We start from the raw sequence: 16,968 nt of genomic DNA on the forward strand, positions 1-16,968 counted from the left end.
ATGCGGCGCGCGTCCACCCTCTCGTTGGGACTCGCACTGGCCGTGCTGCCGGGGATTCGTCCCTGTGCGGCCGCCGATGCGAATCCGGCTGCAGTACAGGACCTGTACTTCGGCGAGGCGTTGTACAACGCCTATCAAGGTCGCTGGTTCGAAGCCTTGCAGCGACTCGATACCGAGTTGGCGCAGCACAAACGCGTGGACGAAAAGACCCTGGACTCCCTGTATCCGTTGATTGGCCAGGCAGAGTTCTCGGTCGGCGACTTCGAACTGAACTACCGCATGCATAGCCGCGCCGGACGCGCGATCAAGGCGGTGCTGGAAGCCGATGTGCCTGACGAAGTGCGCAATGACGCGGCTTTCCGCCTGGCGCGCATCCACTTCCAGAAAGACCAGCCGCAGGACGCGATGCAGGCGCTGGAACGAATTCACGGAGAAGTGCCCGGGGGAATCCGCGACGAGATCGAGTTCCTGCGCGCCAATACCTACCTTGCCATGGGCCAGCCGGCCGAAGCGGCGGCCGTGTTGAAGCAGCTGCAGGACGCGAAGGGTCTCGAGGGCTTCTCCGGGTACAACTACGGCATCGCACTGCTGCAGAACGGCAGGACGAACGATGGCCTGCAGCAGTTGGCGAAGGCCGGCGAACCACGGCGCGACGATCCGAAGGAGGTCGTCGCGATCCGCGACAAGGCCAACATGGTGCTCGGGCGTCTGATGCTCGAGTCCAACGATTTCGGCAATGCGCAGCGCTACTTCGATCGGGTCAGCCTCACCGGGCCGTATTCCAACCAGGCGCTGCTCAGTGCCGGCTGGGCCGATGCCCAGGCGGGAAACTTCCAACGTGCGCTGGTGCCGTGGAAGATTCTTGCCGCGCGTGACTCGACCGACAGCGCCGTGCAGGAAGCGAAGTTGGCCCTGCCTTATGCCTACGGCAAATTGAACCTGCATGGCCGCGCCGCGGTGCTGTACGACGAGGCATTGACTTCCTTCGGTACGGAGTTGCAGAAGCTGGACGCCTCCACTCGCAGCGTGCGCGAGGGCGCCTTCCTCAAGGCGCTGGTGCGCGAAGAGATCCACCAGGACGCGCTGTGGGTGGTGAAACTCCGCGAGTTGCCGGACACGCCCGATACCTTCTACCTGACCGCGCTGATGGCGTCGCACGACTTCCAGACGGCGCTGCAGAATTACCTGGACCTCGACGACCTGCGCCGCAAGTTGGAATCCTGGCAGTCGAGCTTTGATGCCTTCGATGACCTGATCGCCCAGCGCCGCGACTACTACGAGCCGCTGTTGCCCGGCATCGACACCCAGTTCCGCGAACTGGATTCGCAATACAAGTTGCGGCTGGAGCAGCGCGACAACCTGGCACGGCGCCTCAACGATCAGCTGACCAAGCCGAGGCCGGAACTGCTCGCCACGGCCGACGAGCGCATCCTGCTTGAACACATCCGCGCGACGGAAGCGGCAGTTGTGCGTCTTCCGCAAGCACAACGGGGCGAACTCGCGGAGCGCACCGAGCGCCTGCGTGGCGCGATCGACTGGAAGCTCCGCACCGAGTACCCCGATCGCCTGACCGAGGCGTACGAGCACCTGGCGCTGCTTGATACGGACCTCGAAGCGTTGCAGGTCCGCTATCAGTCCTTCGTGCGTGCGCGGCAGGCGAGCGTCCACGCCTATACCGGTTACGACGACGGTATCCAGGACCTGCGCAACCGCGTGCGCGATGCGTTGGAGCGCGTGAATCAATTGCAGAAGCAGCAGGGCTCGCTGATCGAGGCCGTGGCCACCACCGAGCTGACGGCACGCACTGAGCGCCTGAAGGGTTATCAGGTCCAGGCGCGCTATGCCGTTGCGGACAGCTATGACCGCGCCAACCAGGCGCAGGGCGCGACAGCGCCACCGAGCGCACCGGCAGCACCGGCAGCACCGGCCGGGGAGGGCAAATGAGGTTTCGGATTCGCCACAGCGTGATCGCGGTGCAGCTGGTGCTGCTGGCTGCCTGCGCGCATACCGAGCGCGCCGGCACGCTGGCCTCCTTGCGCCGGGTGGAACCCGACACCACCGACGTTCGTGTCGACCAGGGTCTCGAGAAGGCCATGGTGGGCTATCGCCAGTTCCTGCAGGAAACACCGGCCGGCGAGCGTACGCCGGAGGCGATGCGTCGCCTTGCCGACTTGCAGCTGGAAAGGGAATACGGCGTACGCGGTACTACAGAAATCGTGGTTGATCGCGCGCCCACGGCAGCGGGTGCAGTAGCGGTTGCACCGGCGGCCGACGCGAAGCCCGTGCAGCTCGCCGCGCCCGAAGCGATCACCAAAATCGCCACTGCTTCCAATGCCAGGGGCAAGACAGCCGCACCGGGCGCCGCTGCGCCTCCCGACATCGAGCGACAAGTCGAGCAACGCGCGGCGGCAGGACCGGCCATCGCCACGACGGCTACGTCCGGCGTTGCGGCGGCGGAGGCGGGTCCGCTCGAGGCGATCCAGTTGTACGACAAGCTGCTCGCCGAATTCCCCAACTACGCTTACCGCGACCAGGTGCTCTACCAGAAGGCCCGTGCCTACGACGAGCTTGGACGCGTCGATGAAGCGATGGCCGTGATGGAGCAGCTGGTCAAGGGCGACCCGGACTCCGCGCTCGCCGATGAAGTGCAGTTCCGCCGTGGCGAAAGGTTCTTCACCCTGCGCAAGTACCGCGATGCAGAGAACGCCTACCAGAGCGTCGTGGCGAAGGGCCCGGTCTCGGAGTACTTCGAGCTTTCGCTGTTCAAGCTGGGCTGGTCGTTCTACAAGCAGGATGCGTTCGAGGAAGCGCTGCACCGCTACTTCGCGTTGCTCGACAACAAGGTGTCCAAGGGCTTCGATTTCGATGCGAAGCACACGGCAGCCGAAGATAGCCGCGTCGAGGACACCTTCCAGGTCACCGCGCTGTCCTTCTCCAATCTCGGTGGGCCTGAGGTCATCGGCGAGTATTTCGCCGAGTTCGGCCACCGCCCCTATGAGGACCGCGCGTATCGCTACCTGGCTGAGTTCTACCTCTCCAAGCAGCGCTACCAGGACGCCGCCAAGGTTTTGACGGACTTCGTCGCGCTCTATCCGTTCCACGCGGCGTCGCCCGACTTCAGCCTGCGCACCATCGGCATTTACGAGACGGGCGGTTTCCCGCTGCTCGTGGTCGAGGCCAAGCGCGGCTTCGCGGCCAGCTACGGGCTGAAGTCCGAGTACTGGAAGCACCAGTCCATCGGCAAGCGGCCGGATGTGGTAGCGGCGCTCAAATCCAATCTGATGGACCTGGCGAACTACTACCACGCGCGTTACCAGGATCCGAAGCAGGCTGCGGAGAAGGCGCAGAGCTTCGCCGAAGCCTCGCGCTGGTACGGCGAATTCCTCGATTCGTTCCACGACGACCCGGCGGCGCCGGCCGCGAACTACCAGTTCGCGGACCTGCTGCGCGAGAACGGCAACTTCCGCCTGGCAGCGGCGCAGTACGAGCGCACTGCCTACGACTATCCGGCTCACGAGAAGGCCGCAGCCGCGGGTTACGCGGCGATCTTCGCGCACCGCGAGAACCTCAAGGTGGTGGCCGCATCCGAGCAGGAGGAGAGCAGGCGCGCGACCGTGGCCAGCTCGCTGCGTTTTGCCGACACCTTCCCGCAGCACGACCAGGCACCCACCGTGCTGGTTGCCGCCGCGCAGGACCTGTTCGACCTGAAGGACCATGCCGCCGCGCGCAATGCCGGTCGCAAACTGCTGGAGAAATTCCCGGCCGCGTCGCAGGAGTTGAAGCGCACGGCCTGGACGGTGGTGGCGCACTCGTCGTTCGAACTGGCGGACTACCAGGTGGCGGAGCAGGCCTACACGCAGGTCCTGGCAATGACGCCCGCAAGCGATTCGTCGCGTGCTGACCTGGTCGAGAACCTCGCGGCCTCGATCTACAAGCAGGGCGAGGCGGCCAACACCGCCGGTGATTACCGCGCCGCTGCGAACCACTTCCTGCGCATCAAGGATGTGGCGCCGACCTCGAAGATCCGCGCGGGCGCCCAATACGACGCGGGCGCGGCGCTGGTGCGGTTGCAGGACTGGAAGGGTGCCGCCACGGCGCTGGACGAATTCCGGCGCGACAACCCCACGCACGCGCTGGTGAAGGAAGCGACGCAGCAGATCGCCAATGCCTTGCGCCAGGCCGGCGATCTGGCGAGCGCGGCGGGCGAATACGAGCGCGTCGCCGACGGCGCCAGCGATCCGAAGCTGCGCGCCGAGGCCCTGCTGACGGCTGGCCAGTTGCATGAAGACGCGAAGGACTTCGATCGCGCGCTCGCGGTTTACACCCGCTACGTCGGCGAGTTCCCGAAGCCGGTCGAGGATGCGGTGGAAACACGCAACCGCATGGCGGAGATCCACAAGACACGCGGCGACGACGCCCGCTACCGCGCCGAACTGCAGAAGATCGTGCAGGCGGATGCCAGCGCCGGCACCGGGCGCAGCAATCGCACGCGCACGCTCGCCGGTCGCGCCGCATTGGTGCTGACCGAGCCGCTGTACACCGGGTTCGCAGCGATCGAGCTCAAGCAGCCGTTCGAGAAGAGCATGGCCGCCAAGCAGAAGGCCATGTCGGCGGCGATCAAGGGCTTCAACGCCCTGGTGCCTTATGAGACCCCCGATGTCACCGCCGCCGCCACTTTCTACATGGCCGAGGTGTACGCCGGTTTCAGCCAGGCGCTCAACCAGTCCGAACGACCGGCCGGCCTCAAGGGTGCGGAACTGCAGGACTACAACGACCAGCTGGACGAGATGGCATTCCCCTTCGAGGAGAAGGCCATCGACCTGCACAAGAAGAACCTCGAGCTGATGCAGGCCGGCGTCCACGCTCCGTGGATCGAGAAGAGCCTGGCGCGCCTGGCGCAATTGTCTCCGGCCCGCTATGCGCGCACCGAAGCAAGCAGCGGGTTCGTCGCTTCGCCGGAACGATACGAATACATCCAGCCGACCCCGCCACCGGTCCTCGAAACCAAACCCGCACAGCCAGTTGAAACCAGTGACGTCGGAAACGCAGCCGCGCCCGCCGCCCCGGCCAACAACGGAGAGGCCAATGCCGATGCGCATTAACCCGACTTACCGACGCGCAGCCCGCCACGCCGCGCGCCTGGCCGCGATATCGCTGGTCTACTTCGCTGCAACGGCCATGGCAGCGCGCAAGGAAGGGCCCGGCGTGCACGCCACCGCCACCGGCTTCACCATCGTGGAGACGGCCAAGGTCGATGGCGCGACGCGGGCGGACTACGCGCGCGCGGCCGGCCTGCTTGCGCAGGAGCGCTACGCGGAGGGCGTCGCCCTGATGCAGGCGGTCGTGGCGAAGCAGCCCAAACTCACCGCCGCGCACATTGACCTCGGCATTGCCTACGCGAAAACCGATGAGCTGGACAAGGCCGAAGCGAGCCTGAAGCAGGCGGTCGAACTGCAACCGCAGCATCCGGTCGCCTGGAACGAGCTGGGCCTGGTGCAGCGCCGTCTGGGCAAGTTGAGCGACGCACGCGCCTCCTACGAGAAATCGCTCGCCGCCGCGCCGGGCTTCCATTTCGCGAGGCTCAACCTCGCGGTGCTCTGCGACCTGTACCTCGCAGACGCCCCCTGCGCATTGGAGAACTACCTCATCTACCAGCAGGTCGTGCCTGGCGACAAACAGGTAGCGGGCTGGATCGCCAACGCCCGGTCGCGGGTCGAAAAGGGAGCGAAGTGATGCTGCTCAAAACCCTGTGCGTGTGTTTGTTGCTGGCACCCGTGGCGGCGTTTTCCGCCGGGCCGGCGCCGCGGGATGCGAAGGCCGAAGCCAAACCCGCCAAGCCCGCCAAATCCGGCGCGACGAAACAGGCGGGCAAGGCGAGCGACAGCATGGTGCTCTCCGGCATGTCCATCGTCGGCAACGACGAGGCGCCGAAGGAACTCGTCATCGTGCCGTGGAAGAGCTCGCAGCTGGGCGATGCGCCGGGAATTTCGCGGCTTCTCGACGATGCCACGCAACCCGTCGACAAAGACGTATTCATGCGCGAGCTCGCGTATTACGGGCTCAAGTCTGCCGAACCGCACGACAAGTGAGCTAGCGCTTCAACAACTTTTTCTCCACCGATCTTCAACGAATTTCCAGTGAGGGCAGTGCCATGGGTTTGATTCATTCAGTAGCGCAGTTCTTCGAGGCCGGCGGCAAGATGATGTTGCCGATCATGCTCGTCGGCCTGGTGGGCCTGGCGATCGCCATCGAACGCTTTGTCACCATCGCCCGGGCGCAGGCACAGACCAAGCGCATGTGGGCGCAGGTCGAGCCGTCGCTCGGCGAAGGCGACTTCGACAAGGCCCGCAAGATCGTCGATGAGGACAAGGACAACACTGCGCTTGGGCGCCTGCTCGGCGCCGGCCTGGCCATGCAGGGCGCGGTGCGCCGCCGCGACGATGTCGAGAAGGCGATGCAGGAAGGCATCATGGAAATCGTGCCGCGCCTCGAAAAGCGCACGCACTACCTGGGCACCTTTGCGAACCTCGCGACCCTGGTCGGCCTGCTCGGCACTGTCTCCGGCCTCATCAGCGCGTTCAGCGCGGTGGCGATGGCCAACCCGGCGGAGAAGGCCAACATGTTGTCGGCCAGCATCTCCGAGGCGATGAACTGCACGGCGTTCGGTCTCGGCACCGCGGTGCCGCTGCTGTTCCTGCATGCGTTCCTGACGTCACGGACCCAGCACCTGGTCGAGAGCCTGGAAATGGCCGCGATCAAGTACCTGAACGTCCTGACGCTGCGCACGAATCGCATCGCGCAGCAGGCCTCCGTCCAGAACATCCGGGCCGCCTGAGGACAGGGACAGGAGAGACGACGCCATGGCCCTGATGCCCCGCCGCAAGCCACCGGCCAAACCGGTCGAGCTGATGCTCGTGCCGATGATCGACATCTTCACCGTGATGGTCACGTTCCTGCTGATGACGGCGGTGTTCTCGCGCATTTCGATCATCCAGCTCGACCTGCCGAGTGCGTCCGCCGGCGCGCCCACCGAACCGGCCTTCCGCCTCGAAGTGATGGTGCGCAAGGAAGGGCTGGAGCTGACCAACGGTCGCGACACGATCGCCGTATTGCCTGTTGAGAACGGGGCTTATCCGCTCGAGAAGTTGTCGCTCCTCGCCGCCGATCTCAAGGGCCAGCACGTGGAAGTCGACACGGCTTCGGTGCTGATGGCCCCGGACGTGGCTTACGACCATCTGGTGCAGGTGATGGACGCGGTCCGCAGCACGGACCTGGCAACCGCCAACAGCCATGGCTTCACCGGCACGCCCGATGAGCGCGGCCGCATTTCAATGTTCCCGAAGGTCGCCGTGGGAGACGCACCATGAGGATGTCGCTGAACCCGTTTCGTGGCGCACGCAGGAAGCACGAGGATGTCGAGCTCAACCTGATCCCCATGATCGACATCATGTCGGTGATGGTGGCGTTCCTGCTGATCTATTCGACCGAAGTAGAGGTGGTCCAGAACGCCAAGGGCGTGGAGGTCCCGATCTCCACCGCCGAAGCCAAGCCCGCCGAGACCGTGGTAGTGACGATCACCCAGGACATGCTGCTCGTGCAGGGGGAAGTGATCGCCACGATGGACCAGATCCGCGATCCGAAGGCCGCGCTGATCGAGCCGCTGCGCGAGTATCTGTCGCGTCCATTGACCGCCGGGGGCGGCGCCGCGCAACAGGCCGCGCTCGCCCACCGCGAAATCACCGTGCTGGCCGACAAGAGCCTTCCCTACGAGGTGATCCGCAAGGTGATGACGACCTGCACGGCGGCCGCCTACGACAAGTTGTCGCTCGCCGTGCTCGAGAAGGGCGGCAGCGCCCCGGCCGGCGGTTGAGTCAGCACAAGTGACCGATACCAAGACCATGGAACTCGAAACCATCCGGGATGTCGCGGCCCAGAACCCGCTCGACGAGCGGATCGCGCACGCACGTGCGCGACTCGCCGAACTTGCGTGCGACCTCGCCGCCGTCGATGACGAGCTCGAATCGTTCGCTGGGGTGCGCTTCCAGCATCAGGTGCTGGAGAAGGCGTGCCACGCACTGGAGGAACTGGACCAGGCGGGCGCTGCGGCGCTGTTCTGGGAAGGGCTCTCCGAGCAGGGAGAATGGCCCGGGCACATCGCGCGTGCGCGTCGCCGAACCGAGTCCGTGCGCGCTCGCATCGCCGATATCGATGCGCGTCGCTGCGGCCTGGTGGAGCGGATCGGCGAGGAGAACGAGCAGCTCTTCCTGCTCGAGGACGAAGCCTTCGAGCATCAGGAGGAGCTCGAACGCCTGCGCAACGAGTGGATCGTCGAGCGCGAGCTCCAGACGGAGCGTGCGCGTCCGCACCTCATGCTGTGGACGCGTGGCGAGGAGGACCGGCGTTCGCGCAAGGGGTTGGCCATCGCACTGTGCGTCTGGCTGGTGATTGCGATCGTGTTCCCCTTCATCCACGTTCCGCAGAAGATCGTCCCCGCGGCCGAGAAGTTGCCGGAACGCGTGGTCACCGTGATCCCCGAGACCAAGAAGCTGGAGGAGGCCCCGCCGCCGCCGCCGGAACTCACCAAGCCGGTGGTGAAAAAGGTCGAGCCCAAGCCGACGAGGCCGACCGCGAAGGTCGAACCGCAGCCCGTTCCGAAGCAGCCGCAGGCGTCGAAGCCGCAGGGCATCCTGGCGTTCAAGGACAGCCTGGCAGCGGTGGACGACCTGCCTGCCGTGGCCGAGCTCGGCAAGTCCGCGAAGCTCAGTGCCGACACCGGCGCGGCGCGTCCGGAACGCGCCATGTTGGCCAGCAATGCACCGGGGAGCAGCGGTGGCATCAACCTGTCCTCGCAGAGCCGCAGCTTCGGCAGTGGTGGTGGCGAACGCGGAGCCATCAAGGGCACTGCGCTGACCAGGGCCTCGAGTGGAATCAACGCGATCGCGTCCGCGGACAGCAACAAGTCGGTCGGTGCCAGCGGCAAGGGCGGACGCTCCGGCGAGGAGATCCAGATCGTCTTCGACCGCTACAAGGCTGCGCTGTACCGGCTGTACCAGCGCGAGCTTCGTCGTGATTCGACGTTGCAGGGCAAGGTCATCCTGCGCCTGACCATCCAGCCGGGCGGCAGTGTGTCGATGGTGCAGGTGCAGTCGTCGGAAATGGATGCGCCGGACCTGACCTCCGGCATCGTGGAGCGCGTCAAGGGCTTCAACTTCGGCGCGAAGGACGTGCCTGCAGTAACGATCGTGTACCCGATGAATTTCCTGCCGTCTGGCTGAGACGACGCGTCGCAGCGCGCGTTTCGAAGCAAAAAAACGCAATACGACAAAGGCAAAACCACCGAAAGGTGGCGACGCAAAGTCACCGGCCTGTCGGGCGCGCAAAGCGCCCCATGGCAGCGGGACCGCCGGAACCTGCGCCCGGAGCGCAGGCATTCCCTTGGTCCGTCGGTGGCTTGCGTCGCACGCGAACGGAGTGAGGGTGTATGAGTCTGGGGATCGCACGCAACGCAGGAGCAGGCAAGCGCTGGATCCACATCCAGCTCTGCGCCTTGTTGATACTGCTCGGTACGACGTTTGGCGCGTATGCGGCGGACTGCGTTGCCGATTACGGCGGCGTGATCGACGGCAACGTGGTCAATCCGGCCCCCAGCCAGTTGACCATCGACGGCAACTGCGTCATCCGGAATTTCCAGCAGCCGAATCCGCTCGATACCAACATCAGCTTCTACACCTCGCCCGGCCAGACCGATCAGCGCTGGCTGGTGGTGTTTGACAACGTCGACTTCACCATGGGCAACATCGCGTGCGACGCGGTGCACCAGCATCACATCTGGTTCGTCAACGGCTCGCTGGAGAACGTCAGGCCGAACTGTCAGAACTTCCTGGTCCCAGTCGAGTCGATCAATAAGTCCGCCCCGTCGTACGCGGCCGTGGGCGTGCCGTTCACCTACCGGCTACTGATTCCCGTCCTGATCGATCCGTCCACCGGCACGGTGGTGCTCAACGGTGCGTCGCAGAACGATCTGCACGGCATCACGCTGTACGACAACATCGGTTTCGATCCGGCCACCGTGTATCTCAACGGACTGGACGACGGCGATCCGAGCACGCCGCCAGTGCAGCTGCCCACCGTGATTCCCGGCACGGGCGTCGACATGAGCCTGGTCGGTACGCCCAGCGTGCGCTGGTGCACGGACCTGTCCTGCGCGACGCTGGGCGCGCCCATCAATCCGAACATCGTCGCCAACGCGAATGGCCTGATCGAATTCCATTTCCCGCCGGGCTTCATCCTGCCCAAGGGTGGGCGCCTGGCGATCGACATCACCACCGTGCTCAACGACAACCCGACGGTGAATGTCCTCGGGAAGTCCTTCGTCAACACGGCGATCTGGCAGTTCGGTCGTCTCATCGACAGCACGTTCTATACCCCGCTGCCCGGCGAGAACGGCATCTCCAATCCGACGCAGATCGCCGGGCCGAACCTGGTCGTCAACAAGAGCGGTAGCGTGGTGCTCGGTAGTGGCGGACTGAACCTCGGCCAGTGGGGCGACTTCACCGTCGACGCTGTGAACACGGGCCAGTTCGACGCATGGAATGTCACGCTGCTCGACCGCCTGCCCGACGGCCCGAACGGCGGCATGTGCGACATGACGCCGCAGATCACCGGTGTCCTGCTCGGCGGCACGGCGTTGACCGAAGGCGTGCATTACACGCGGTCCTATACCGCCGCGCCCACCTGCGAGCTGAGCCTGAAGTTTCTCGACGCTGCGGGACCCATCGCGCCCGGTCAGCACCTGGTGGTGCAGTACCGTACCAAGCTGGACGCCAACAGCCAGAACGGCGTCACCCTCACCAACGTCGCCGGTGCGACGAGCTGGTTCAACGACCGCAGCAGCAATCCCGCGCGCGTCGAAGTGACCCGCACGCTCACCAACGGCACGGTCGGCATCGACGACCATGAGGACGCGCATTCGCTCGCGGTCCTGCTGTCGGGCTATTTCTACGAGAAGACGGTCCGCGACCTCACCAGCGGCGACGATCCGGCGAGGACCGCTACGCCCGGTGACGTGCTGCATTACACCCTGCGCCTGCAGGCGACGAAGTCCGGTTTTACCGACGTCACTTTCCGCGACCAGCTGCCGCCGGACTTCGTTCCCGGCTCGCTGGTATTCACCTCGCTGCCGGCCGGTACGGTCAACAACAGCAATCCGGCCACGGGCCTGATCGATATCCGCGGCATCGACGTGGCGGCGGGTACCGAAGTGCGCGTCGAATTCAACGTGACGCTGCTCCCGACGCTGGCCAACCGCCACCTCGTCGTGAACCAGGCGCAGTTGCTCAGCAGCACCGGAACGTTCCTGGCGGACAGCGACGACCCGACCGTTAACGGTCAGGCGGATCCCGATCCCGCGGTGGACGATGAGGATCCCACCGTCGTGCGCATCGGCGCACCGCCGGTCCCGCCCACCAAGGTGCTGCTGTCGCCGGCCAACGGCGAAGCCACCATTGGCGAGGAGCTGGTCTATCGCATCGCCGTGCCTGGCCAGGCGCGCAACTCGCCGATGTACGACGTGCAGGTCACGGACGTGCTCAGCGCCGATCTCGAGTACGTCAGCGCGACCGTATCCGTGGGCGGCGTCGTCAATGGCGCGGGTGTGGTGAATTCGAGCACCGCTTCGCAGCTGGACGTCGCGATCGACCAGATTCCCACGGGCCAGCAGGCCTTCGTCGACGTACGTGTGCGCGTGCGCAACGTGCTCGGCGCGCAGGAAGGCGTCGACGTCAGCAATACCGCTTCGGTCACCTACGCGGAAAGCGACGCTGGCCCGCGCGAATCCGCGCTCACGACGAATTCCGTAGTCTTCAATATCGTTGAGCCGACGGTGAGGATCGCCAAGGTCGCCGATCGCGCCATCGCGGCCGTCAACGACGTCATCCGTTACACCGTCACGTTGACGGCGGCGAGTGGCGTGGACGCTTCCGGCGCGTTCGACGTGTCGCTCACCGATACGCTCGGTGCGGGTCTGCAGTACGCCGGCAATCCGACGGTCACCGGCGCCGGCAATACGATCGGTGCTCCCGTCGTCACCGGCACTGGCAGTGCCGCCGCACCGCAGACCTTGGTGTGGAGCCTGGCCGACGGCAATGCCGACATCGACATCGCCGAGGGCGCGTCGATCCAGGTTTCCTACGACGTGCGCGTGCTGAACTCCGTGCTCGCCGACCAGGACCTGATCAATACCGCCGTGGCGCGTTGGACCGGCATCGACGGTGCAACGGTCGTGGAACGTACGGGTGCCGATGGCCCCGGACAACTCAATGATTACGTGACGTCTCCTGCTTCGAGCACGGTGACCACGCCCGGTGCGCGTCCTTCCAAGGTCGTCACTTCTCCCGCATCGGGCACGGCGACGATCGGCGAGGACGTGGTCTACACCATTACGGTACCGAGCGCGCCGAGCAGCAGCGCGCTGTTCGATGTCGCGGTCGCCGACGTGCTCGATGCGAACCTCGAATTTGTCGGCGCAACGGTAACCGGTGTCGCCGGTGCCAATACGTCTGGCAGCACGCCGACGCAGATGAATGTGCTTGTCCCGCAGATCCCTGCGGGCCAGCAGGCGACGATCGAGTTGCGCACCCGCGTGCGCAACCTCCTGCCCGCCCAGCAGGGCGTGCAGGTCGACAACACCGTTTCCTACACCTACGCGACCAGCCCGGGCGGCACAGCCAAGGCTCCACTGGTCAGCGCCCCCGCCACGTTCACGATCGTCGAACCGACCCTGAGCGCGACCGAGACCGGCGACAAGACCACCGCTGGCGGTGGTGATGTCGTGCGCTACACCGTGACCCTGACGGCGGCCGGGGATGCGAATGCGTCGGATGCCTTCGACCTGCATCTGGTCGACACCCTTGCGGTGGGCCTGCAGTACGCCGGCAACCCGATCGTTACCGGTACGGGTAACAGCATTGGTGCGCCGGTGATCACGGGCAACGGCACGGCGGGCAATCCGTACGTGCTCAGCTGGAGCACGACCGCCGGCAACGCCGACATCAACGTGGCGAAGGGCACGTCCGTGCAGGTCAGCTACGACGTGCGCGTGGCGAACAATATTGCCGCCCTGACGTCCCTGGCCAACAACGTGGTCGTGGACTGGACCGGCCTCGATGGCAACAGCACCTTTGAGCGCCACGGCGCCGGTTGCCCGAACTGGACGGCGCCCAACGACTATTGCATCGGGCCGGCATCGTACGCGGTGCTCACCGATCCGCCGCGACTCGACTTCACCAAGACCGTGGTCAGCCCAATGCCTGCGCATCCGGGCGACGTGGTGCGGTACCGCGTGCAACTGAGCAACCTCAGCGACGTCAGCGCCGCCGGCATCTCGCTGGTGGACGAACTGGATGCGCTGAACGATCCGGCGAAGTTCGTGCCGGGCACGCTGACGCTGGTCGGCGCGCTGCCGGCGGGTGCGGTGAACAACACCAATGCCAACGGCGGTGCGAAGGGCACCGGCCGGATCGACATCGGCAACCTCACGCTGGGCGCGGTGGGTTCGGGTTCGGAAACCGTGACCGTCGAATACACCGTGCAGCTCGTGCCGGTGATCGCCAACGGCAGCGTCGTGCTCAACCAGGCCCGCGCGCAGTTCGGCACCCTGCTGCTGCAGCTCAGCGACGATCCGAGCGTCAACGGCCCGGCCAACCCGGACGTCTCCGGGGATGAGGATCCGACCCGGCTGCCGATCGAATCCGCGCCGCAGCTCGTGATCGAGAAGGTTTCGACGTACCTGGGCGCGAATCCCAGCGTGCTGATGGCCGGCGATTCGCTGCGCTACACCATCACCGTGCGCAATACCGGTACCGATCATGCGCATGGCGTGGTCCTGCGCGACCTCGTGCCGGCCAACACTACCTACGTGGCGGGCACCACGACGCTCAACGGCCTGACCCTGGCCGATGGCCCCAGTGGCTCGCCGCTGATCAACGGCATCGGTATCAACTCGCCGGTCGAGACGACCGTGGGCGTGATCCGTGCCGACAACCCGGCCAATGCCGCCGACAACGTCGTCACCATCACCTTCAACGTCACCGTCGACGCGAACGCGGTGGACGGCACCATCATTGCCAACCAGGCCTTCGCCACGGGCACCGACGTCATTGGTGAAGTGCCCTCGGACGATCCGCGCACGCCAGTAATCAACGACCCGACCCGCGACGTAGTCGGCAACTCGCCGCTGATGTACGCCGAGAAGCTGGTCGCGCTGCGCATCGACAACGGCGCGCCGGGCGTGGTCGAACCGCTCGACACGCTGCGCTACACCATCCGCATCTACAACAACGGCAAGGCGCCTGCCACGCAGGTGATGCTGCGCGACAACGTGCCGCAGTACACGAGCTGGGTCGCAAACTCGCTCACCCTCAACGGCCAACCTGTCGGCGTGCCCGATGGCGGTGTATCGCCGCTGATTGCCGGCATCAACGTCGGCACGCTCAATCCGGGGCAGGTTGCGGTCGTGCAGTTCGATCTGCAGGTCAACGCCGGCACCGCCAATGGCACCGTGATCTCGAACCAGGCCACGGTAGCCAGCGTCGAAGTACCGCGCCTGCTGACCGATGGCGACGGCAATCCGGCGACCGGCCCTGAACCGACTGTCGTGGTCGTCGGCGGCACGCAGATGCTGACCATCAGCAAGCAGGTCGCGGTGGTGGGCGGCGGCATGGCCCTGCCGGGTGCCGAAGTCGAGTACGTCGTCACCGTGCGCAACATCGCCCCGATGCCGGCCACGCTGGTGCGCATCGTGGACGACCTCAACGCGTCCGCGCCGGGCCAGCTCATCTACGTCAACGGCTCGGCCACGCTCAATGGCGGCACCGCAGGCATCACGTCCGCAGGCAACGCCATCACTGCCGATTACGCCGGCAGCCACGGTGATCTCGCACCGGGCGCATCGGCCACGCTGCGCTTCCGCGCCACCATCGCGTCCGGCCTCGCACCTGCTACACGCGTGACCAACACGGGCGTCGTGAGCTGGAACAATCCGACGCAGACCGCGAGCGCGAGCGTCTCGTTCGATGTCGGTGGCCGGATCGGCGTCGGCGTGCTCAGCGGTAATGCCTGGCATGACGCCAACTTCAACAAGACGGCGGACGCAGGCGAACGCGTGCTCGCTGGCTGGAACGTGCAGCTGTATCGCAACAACCGGCTCGAACGCAGCACCACCACCGACGCCAACGGCGCCTGGCAGATCGCCGGCGTGGCGCCGAACGACACATCGTCGGAGGCGCTGGAAGTGCGCTTCACCGCGCCGGGTGCCACGGCGACCACGGCCAAGCTCGGCTACGCGGATTCGGTGTTCAGCAACGACCTGCAGCGCATCCACGCCATCACCGTGCAGCCCGGCAGCAACTTGCTGAACCTCAATCTGCCGATCGAACCCAACGGCGTGGTCTACGAGTCCATGAACCGTGGCGCGATCCCGGGTGCGCGTCTGCGCATGCTCGGTGCGTCCGGCGTGGCGCTGCCCGCCTCCTGCTTCGCCGATCCGGTGCAGCAGGGCCAGGTCACGCTGCAGGGTGGTTTTTACCGCTTCGACCTCAACTTCGCCGATGCGGCATGTCCGGCCGGCGGCAGCTACGTGGTCGAGGTCGCGCCGCCTTCTGCGAACTACATCGCCGGTGCTTCGGCGCTGATCCCGCCGACGTCGGATGCGAGCACCGCGGCGTTCCCGGTGCCGAGTTGCCCGGCCGGCGTAAGCGATGCCATCCCCGGCACGACCCAGCGCTGCGAGGCGCAGGCATCCGAGCTGGCGCCGCCCACTTCGGTTCCGGCGCGTTCGGCGGGCACCACTTACTACCTGCACCTGCGTCTGGATGACACGTTCGTGCCGGGCAGCAGCCAGATCTTCAACAACCACATTCCGCTTGATCTCGACCTGGGCGAAGCGCTGGCCATCAGCAAGACCACGCCGCTGAAGAACGTCGTGCGCGGCCAGCTGGTGCCGTACACCATCACGCTGCGCAACCTCTCGGGCTTGCAGTTGCGCGATGTGCGTGCGGTCGACTCCTACCCGGCGGGCTTCCGCTACGTGCCGGGTTCTGCGCGCATCGACAACGTGCCGACCGAGCCGGTGCAGAACGGGCGCCAGCTGACGTGGAGTGGCGTCGCGTTCGGTACCAGCGACGAACACACGATCACCCTGCTGTTGGCGGTCGGCGCAGGCGTGGGCGAGGGCGAGTTCGTGAACCACGCGCGCGTCTGGAACGGGCTCACCAACCGTCCGCTTTCCGGTGACGCCACCGCCACCGTGCGCGTGGTCCCGGATCCGACCTTCGACTGCACCGACGTCATCGGCAAGGTGTTCGACGACGCCAACCGCAATGGCCACCAGGACCAGGGCGAAAGTGGCTTGGGCGGCGTGCGCGTGGTGAGCGCGCGCGGCCTCGCGGCCACCACCGATGCCAAGGGTCGTTACCACCTGACCTGCGCAGTGGTGCCGAACGAGGACCGCGGCAGCAACTTCGTGCTGAAGCTGGACGACAGGACGCTGCCCAGCGGCTACCGCCTCTCCACCCGCCAGACCGTGATCGCGCGTGCCACGCGCGGCAAGGCGCTGAGCATCGACTTCGGTGCCTCGGTCTTCCGCGTGGTGAGCCTGGATCTCAGCGACGAAGTGTTCGAACACGACGGCACGCAGCTGCGCCGCCAGTGGCAGCCGCGCATGCAGACGCTGATCGATGAACTGGTGAAGGAGCGCGCGGTACTGCGCCTGTCCTACCTGGCCGATCTCGAGGACCCGGATCTGGTCGAAGCGCGCTTGGCTGCGGTCAAGGCGAAGGTCGCCGAAGCCTGGCCGACCGCAGGCGCCGACTACGAACTCACGGTCGAGCAACAGACCTTCTGGCGTCTCGGCGCGCCAGTGCAACGCCCGACGGGCAACCAGGGGGCGCGCAAGTGAACACCATGCTGAAG

The 16,968-nt window shown here is 65.9% G+C and carries 9 protein-coding genes and 1 riboswitch; all 9 genes read left to right on the forward strand.

Features of this window, described 5'->3' with window-relative positions; translation table 11 throughout:
* The gene (locus ACXJJ9_RS00125) at window positions 1–1,944 is read left to right on the forward strand and encodes a tetratricopeptide repeat protein (protein WP_457095290.1); all 1,944 of its coding nucleotides are present in this window, start codon (window positions 1–3) and stop codon (window positions 1,942–1,944) included.
* Entirely contained in the window at window positions 1,941–5,102 is a 3,162-nt protein-coding gene (locus tag ACXJJ9_RS00130; protein WP_457095291.1) for a tetratricopeptide repeat protein, read from the forward strand. Before ACXJJ9_RS00125 ends, ACXJJ9_RS00130 begins: the two co-directional genes overlap by 4 nt.
* Window positions 5,086–5,733, forward strand: a complete 648-nt coding sequence (locus tag ACXJJ9_RS00135; RefSeq protein ID WP_457095292.1) for a tetratricopeptide repeat protein — start codon at window positions 5,086–5,088, stop codon at window positions 5,731–5,733. The genes ACXJJ9_RS00130 and ACXJJ9_RS00135 overlap by 17 nt, the downstream gene beginning before the upstream one ends.
* Window positions 5,733–6,089 carry a hypothetical protein gene (locus tag ACXJJ9_RS00140; protein WP_457095293.1) on the forward strand — a complete coding sequence of 119 codons (357 nt, stop codon included), beginning with the start codon at window positions 5,733–5,735 and terminating at the stop codon, window positions 6,087–6,089. The genes ACXJJ9_RS00135 and ACXJJ9_RS00140 overlap by 1 nt, the downstream gene beginning before the upstream one ends.
* A 62-nt stretch (window positions 6,090–6,151) precedes the next feature.
* The gene (locus ACXJJ9_RS00145) at window positions 6,152–6,835 is read left to right on the forward strand and encodes a MotA/TolQ/ExbB proton channel family protein (RefSeq protein WP_310051053.1); all 684 of its coding nucleotides are present in this window, start codon (window positions 6,152–6,154) and stop codon (window positions 6,833–6,835) included.
* Between the two features lie 25 nt (window positions 6,836–6,860).
* Window positions 6,861–7,367, forward strand: a complete 507-nt coding sequence (locus ACXJJ9_RS00150; RefSeq protein WP_457095294.1) for an ExbD/TolR family protein — start codon at window positions 6,861–6,863, stop codon at window positions 7,365–7,367.
* Window positions 7,364–7,870 (forward strand): ExbD/TolR family protein, encoded by a 507-nt coding sequence (locus ACXJJ9_RS00155; RefSeq protein ID WP_457095295.1) that lies wholly within the window; start codon window positions 7,364–7,366, stop codon window positions 7,868–7,870. Before ACXJJ9_RS00150 ends, ACXJJ9_RS00155 begins: the two co-directional genes overlap by 4 nt.
* A 10-nt stretch (window positions 7,871–7,880) precedes the next feature.
* Entirely contained in the window at window positions 7,881–9,275 is a 1,395-nt protein-coding gene (locus tag ACXJJ9_RS00160) for an AgmX/PglI C-terminal domain-containing protein (protein ID WP_457095296.1), read from the forward strand.
* Window positions 9,276–9,316: 41 nt separating this feature from the next.
* A riboswitch (cyclic di-GMP riboswitch) is annotated at window positions 9,317–9,408 on the forward strand.
* Between the two features lie 73 nt (window positions 9,409–9,481).
* Window positions 9,482–16,954 (forward strand): isopeptide-forming domain-containing fimbrial protein, encoded by a 7,473-nt coding sequence (locus tag ACXJJ9_RS00165; protein WP_457095297.1) that lies wholly within the window; start codon window positions 9,482–9,484, stop codon window positions 16,952–16,954.
* Window positions 16,955–16,968: the final 14 nt, after the last annotated feature.

This window comes from Lysobacter sp. P5_B9 (assembly GCF_054049835.1).

Excerpts from the sequence above, each read along its gene's own strand:
- ACXJJ9_RS00140 (WP_457095293.1), top strand. The coding sequence starts at position 5,733 with ATGCTGCTCAAAACCCTGTGCGTGTGTTTGTTGCTGGCACCCGTGGCG.
- ACXJJ9_RS00150 (WP_457095294.1), top strand. The coding sequence starts at position 6,861 with ATGGCCCTGATGCCCCGCCGCAAGCCACCGGCCAAACCGGTCGAGCTG.
- ACXJJ9_RS00135 (WP_457095292.1), top strand. The coding sequence starts at position 5,086 with ATGCCGATGCGCATTAACCCGACTTACCGACGCGCAGCCCGCCACGCC.
- ACXJJ9_RS00155 (WP_457095295.1), top strand. The coding sequence starts at position 7,364 with ATGAGGATGTCGCTGAACCCGTTTCGTGGCGCACGCAGGAAGCACGAG.
- ACXJJ9_RS00130 (WP_457095291.1), top strand. The coding sequence starts at position 1,941 with ATGAGGTTTCGGATTCGCCACAGCGTGATCGCGGTGCAGCTGGTGCTG.
- ACXJJ9_RS00165 (WP_457095297.1), top strand. The coding sequence starts at position 9,482 with ATGAGTCTGGGGATCGCACGCAACGCAGGAGCAGGCAAGCGCTGGATC.
- ACXJJ9_RS00145 (WP_310051053.1), top strand. The coding sequence starts at position 6,152 with ATGGGTTTGATTCATTCAGTAGCGCAGTTCTTCGAGGCCGGCGGCAAG.
- ACXJJ9_RS00125 (WP_457095290.1), top strand. The coding sequence starts at position 1 with ATGCGGCGCGCGTCCACCCTCTCGTTGGGACTCGCACTGGCCGTGCTG.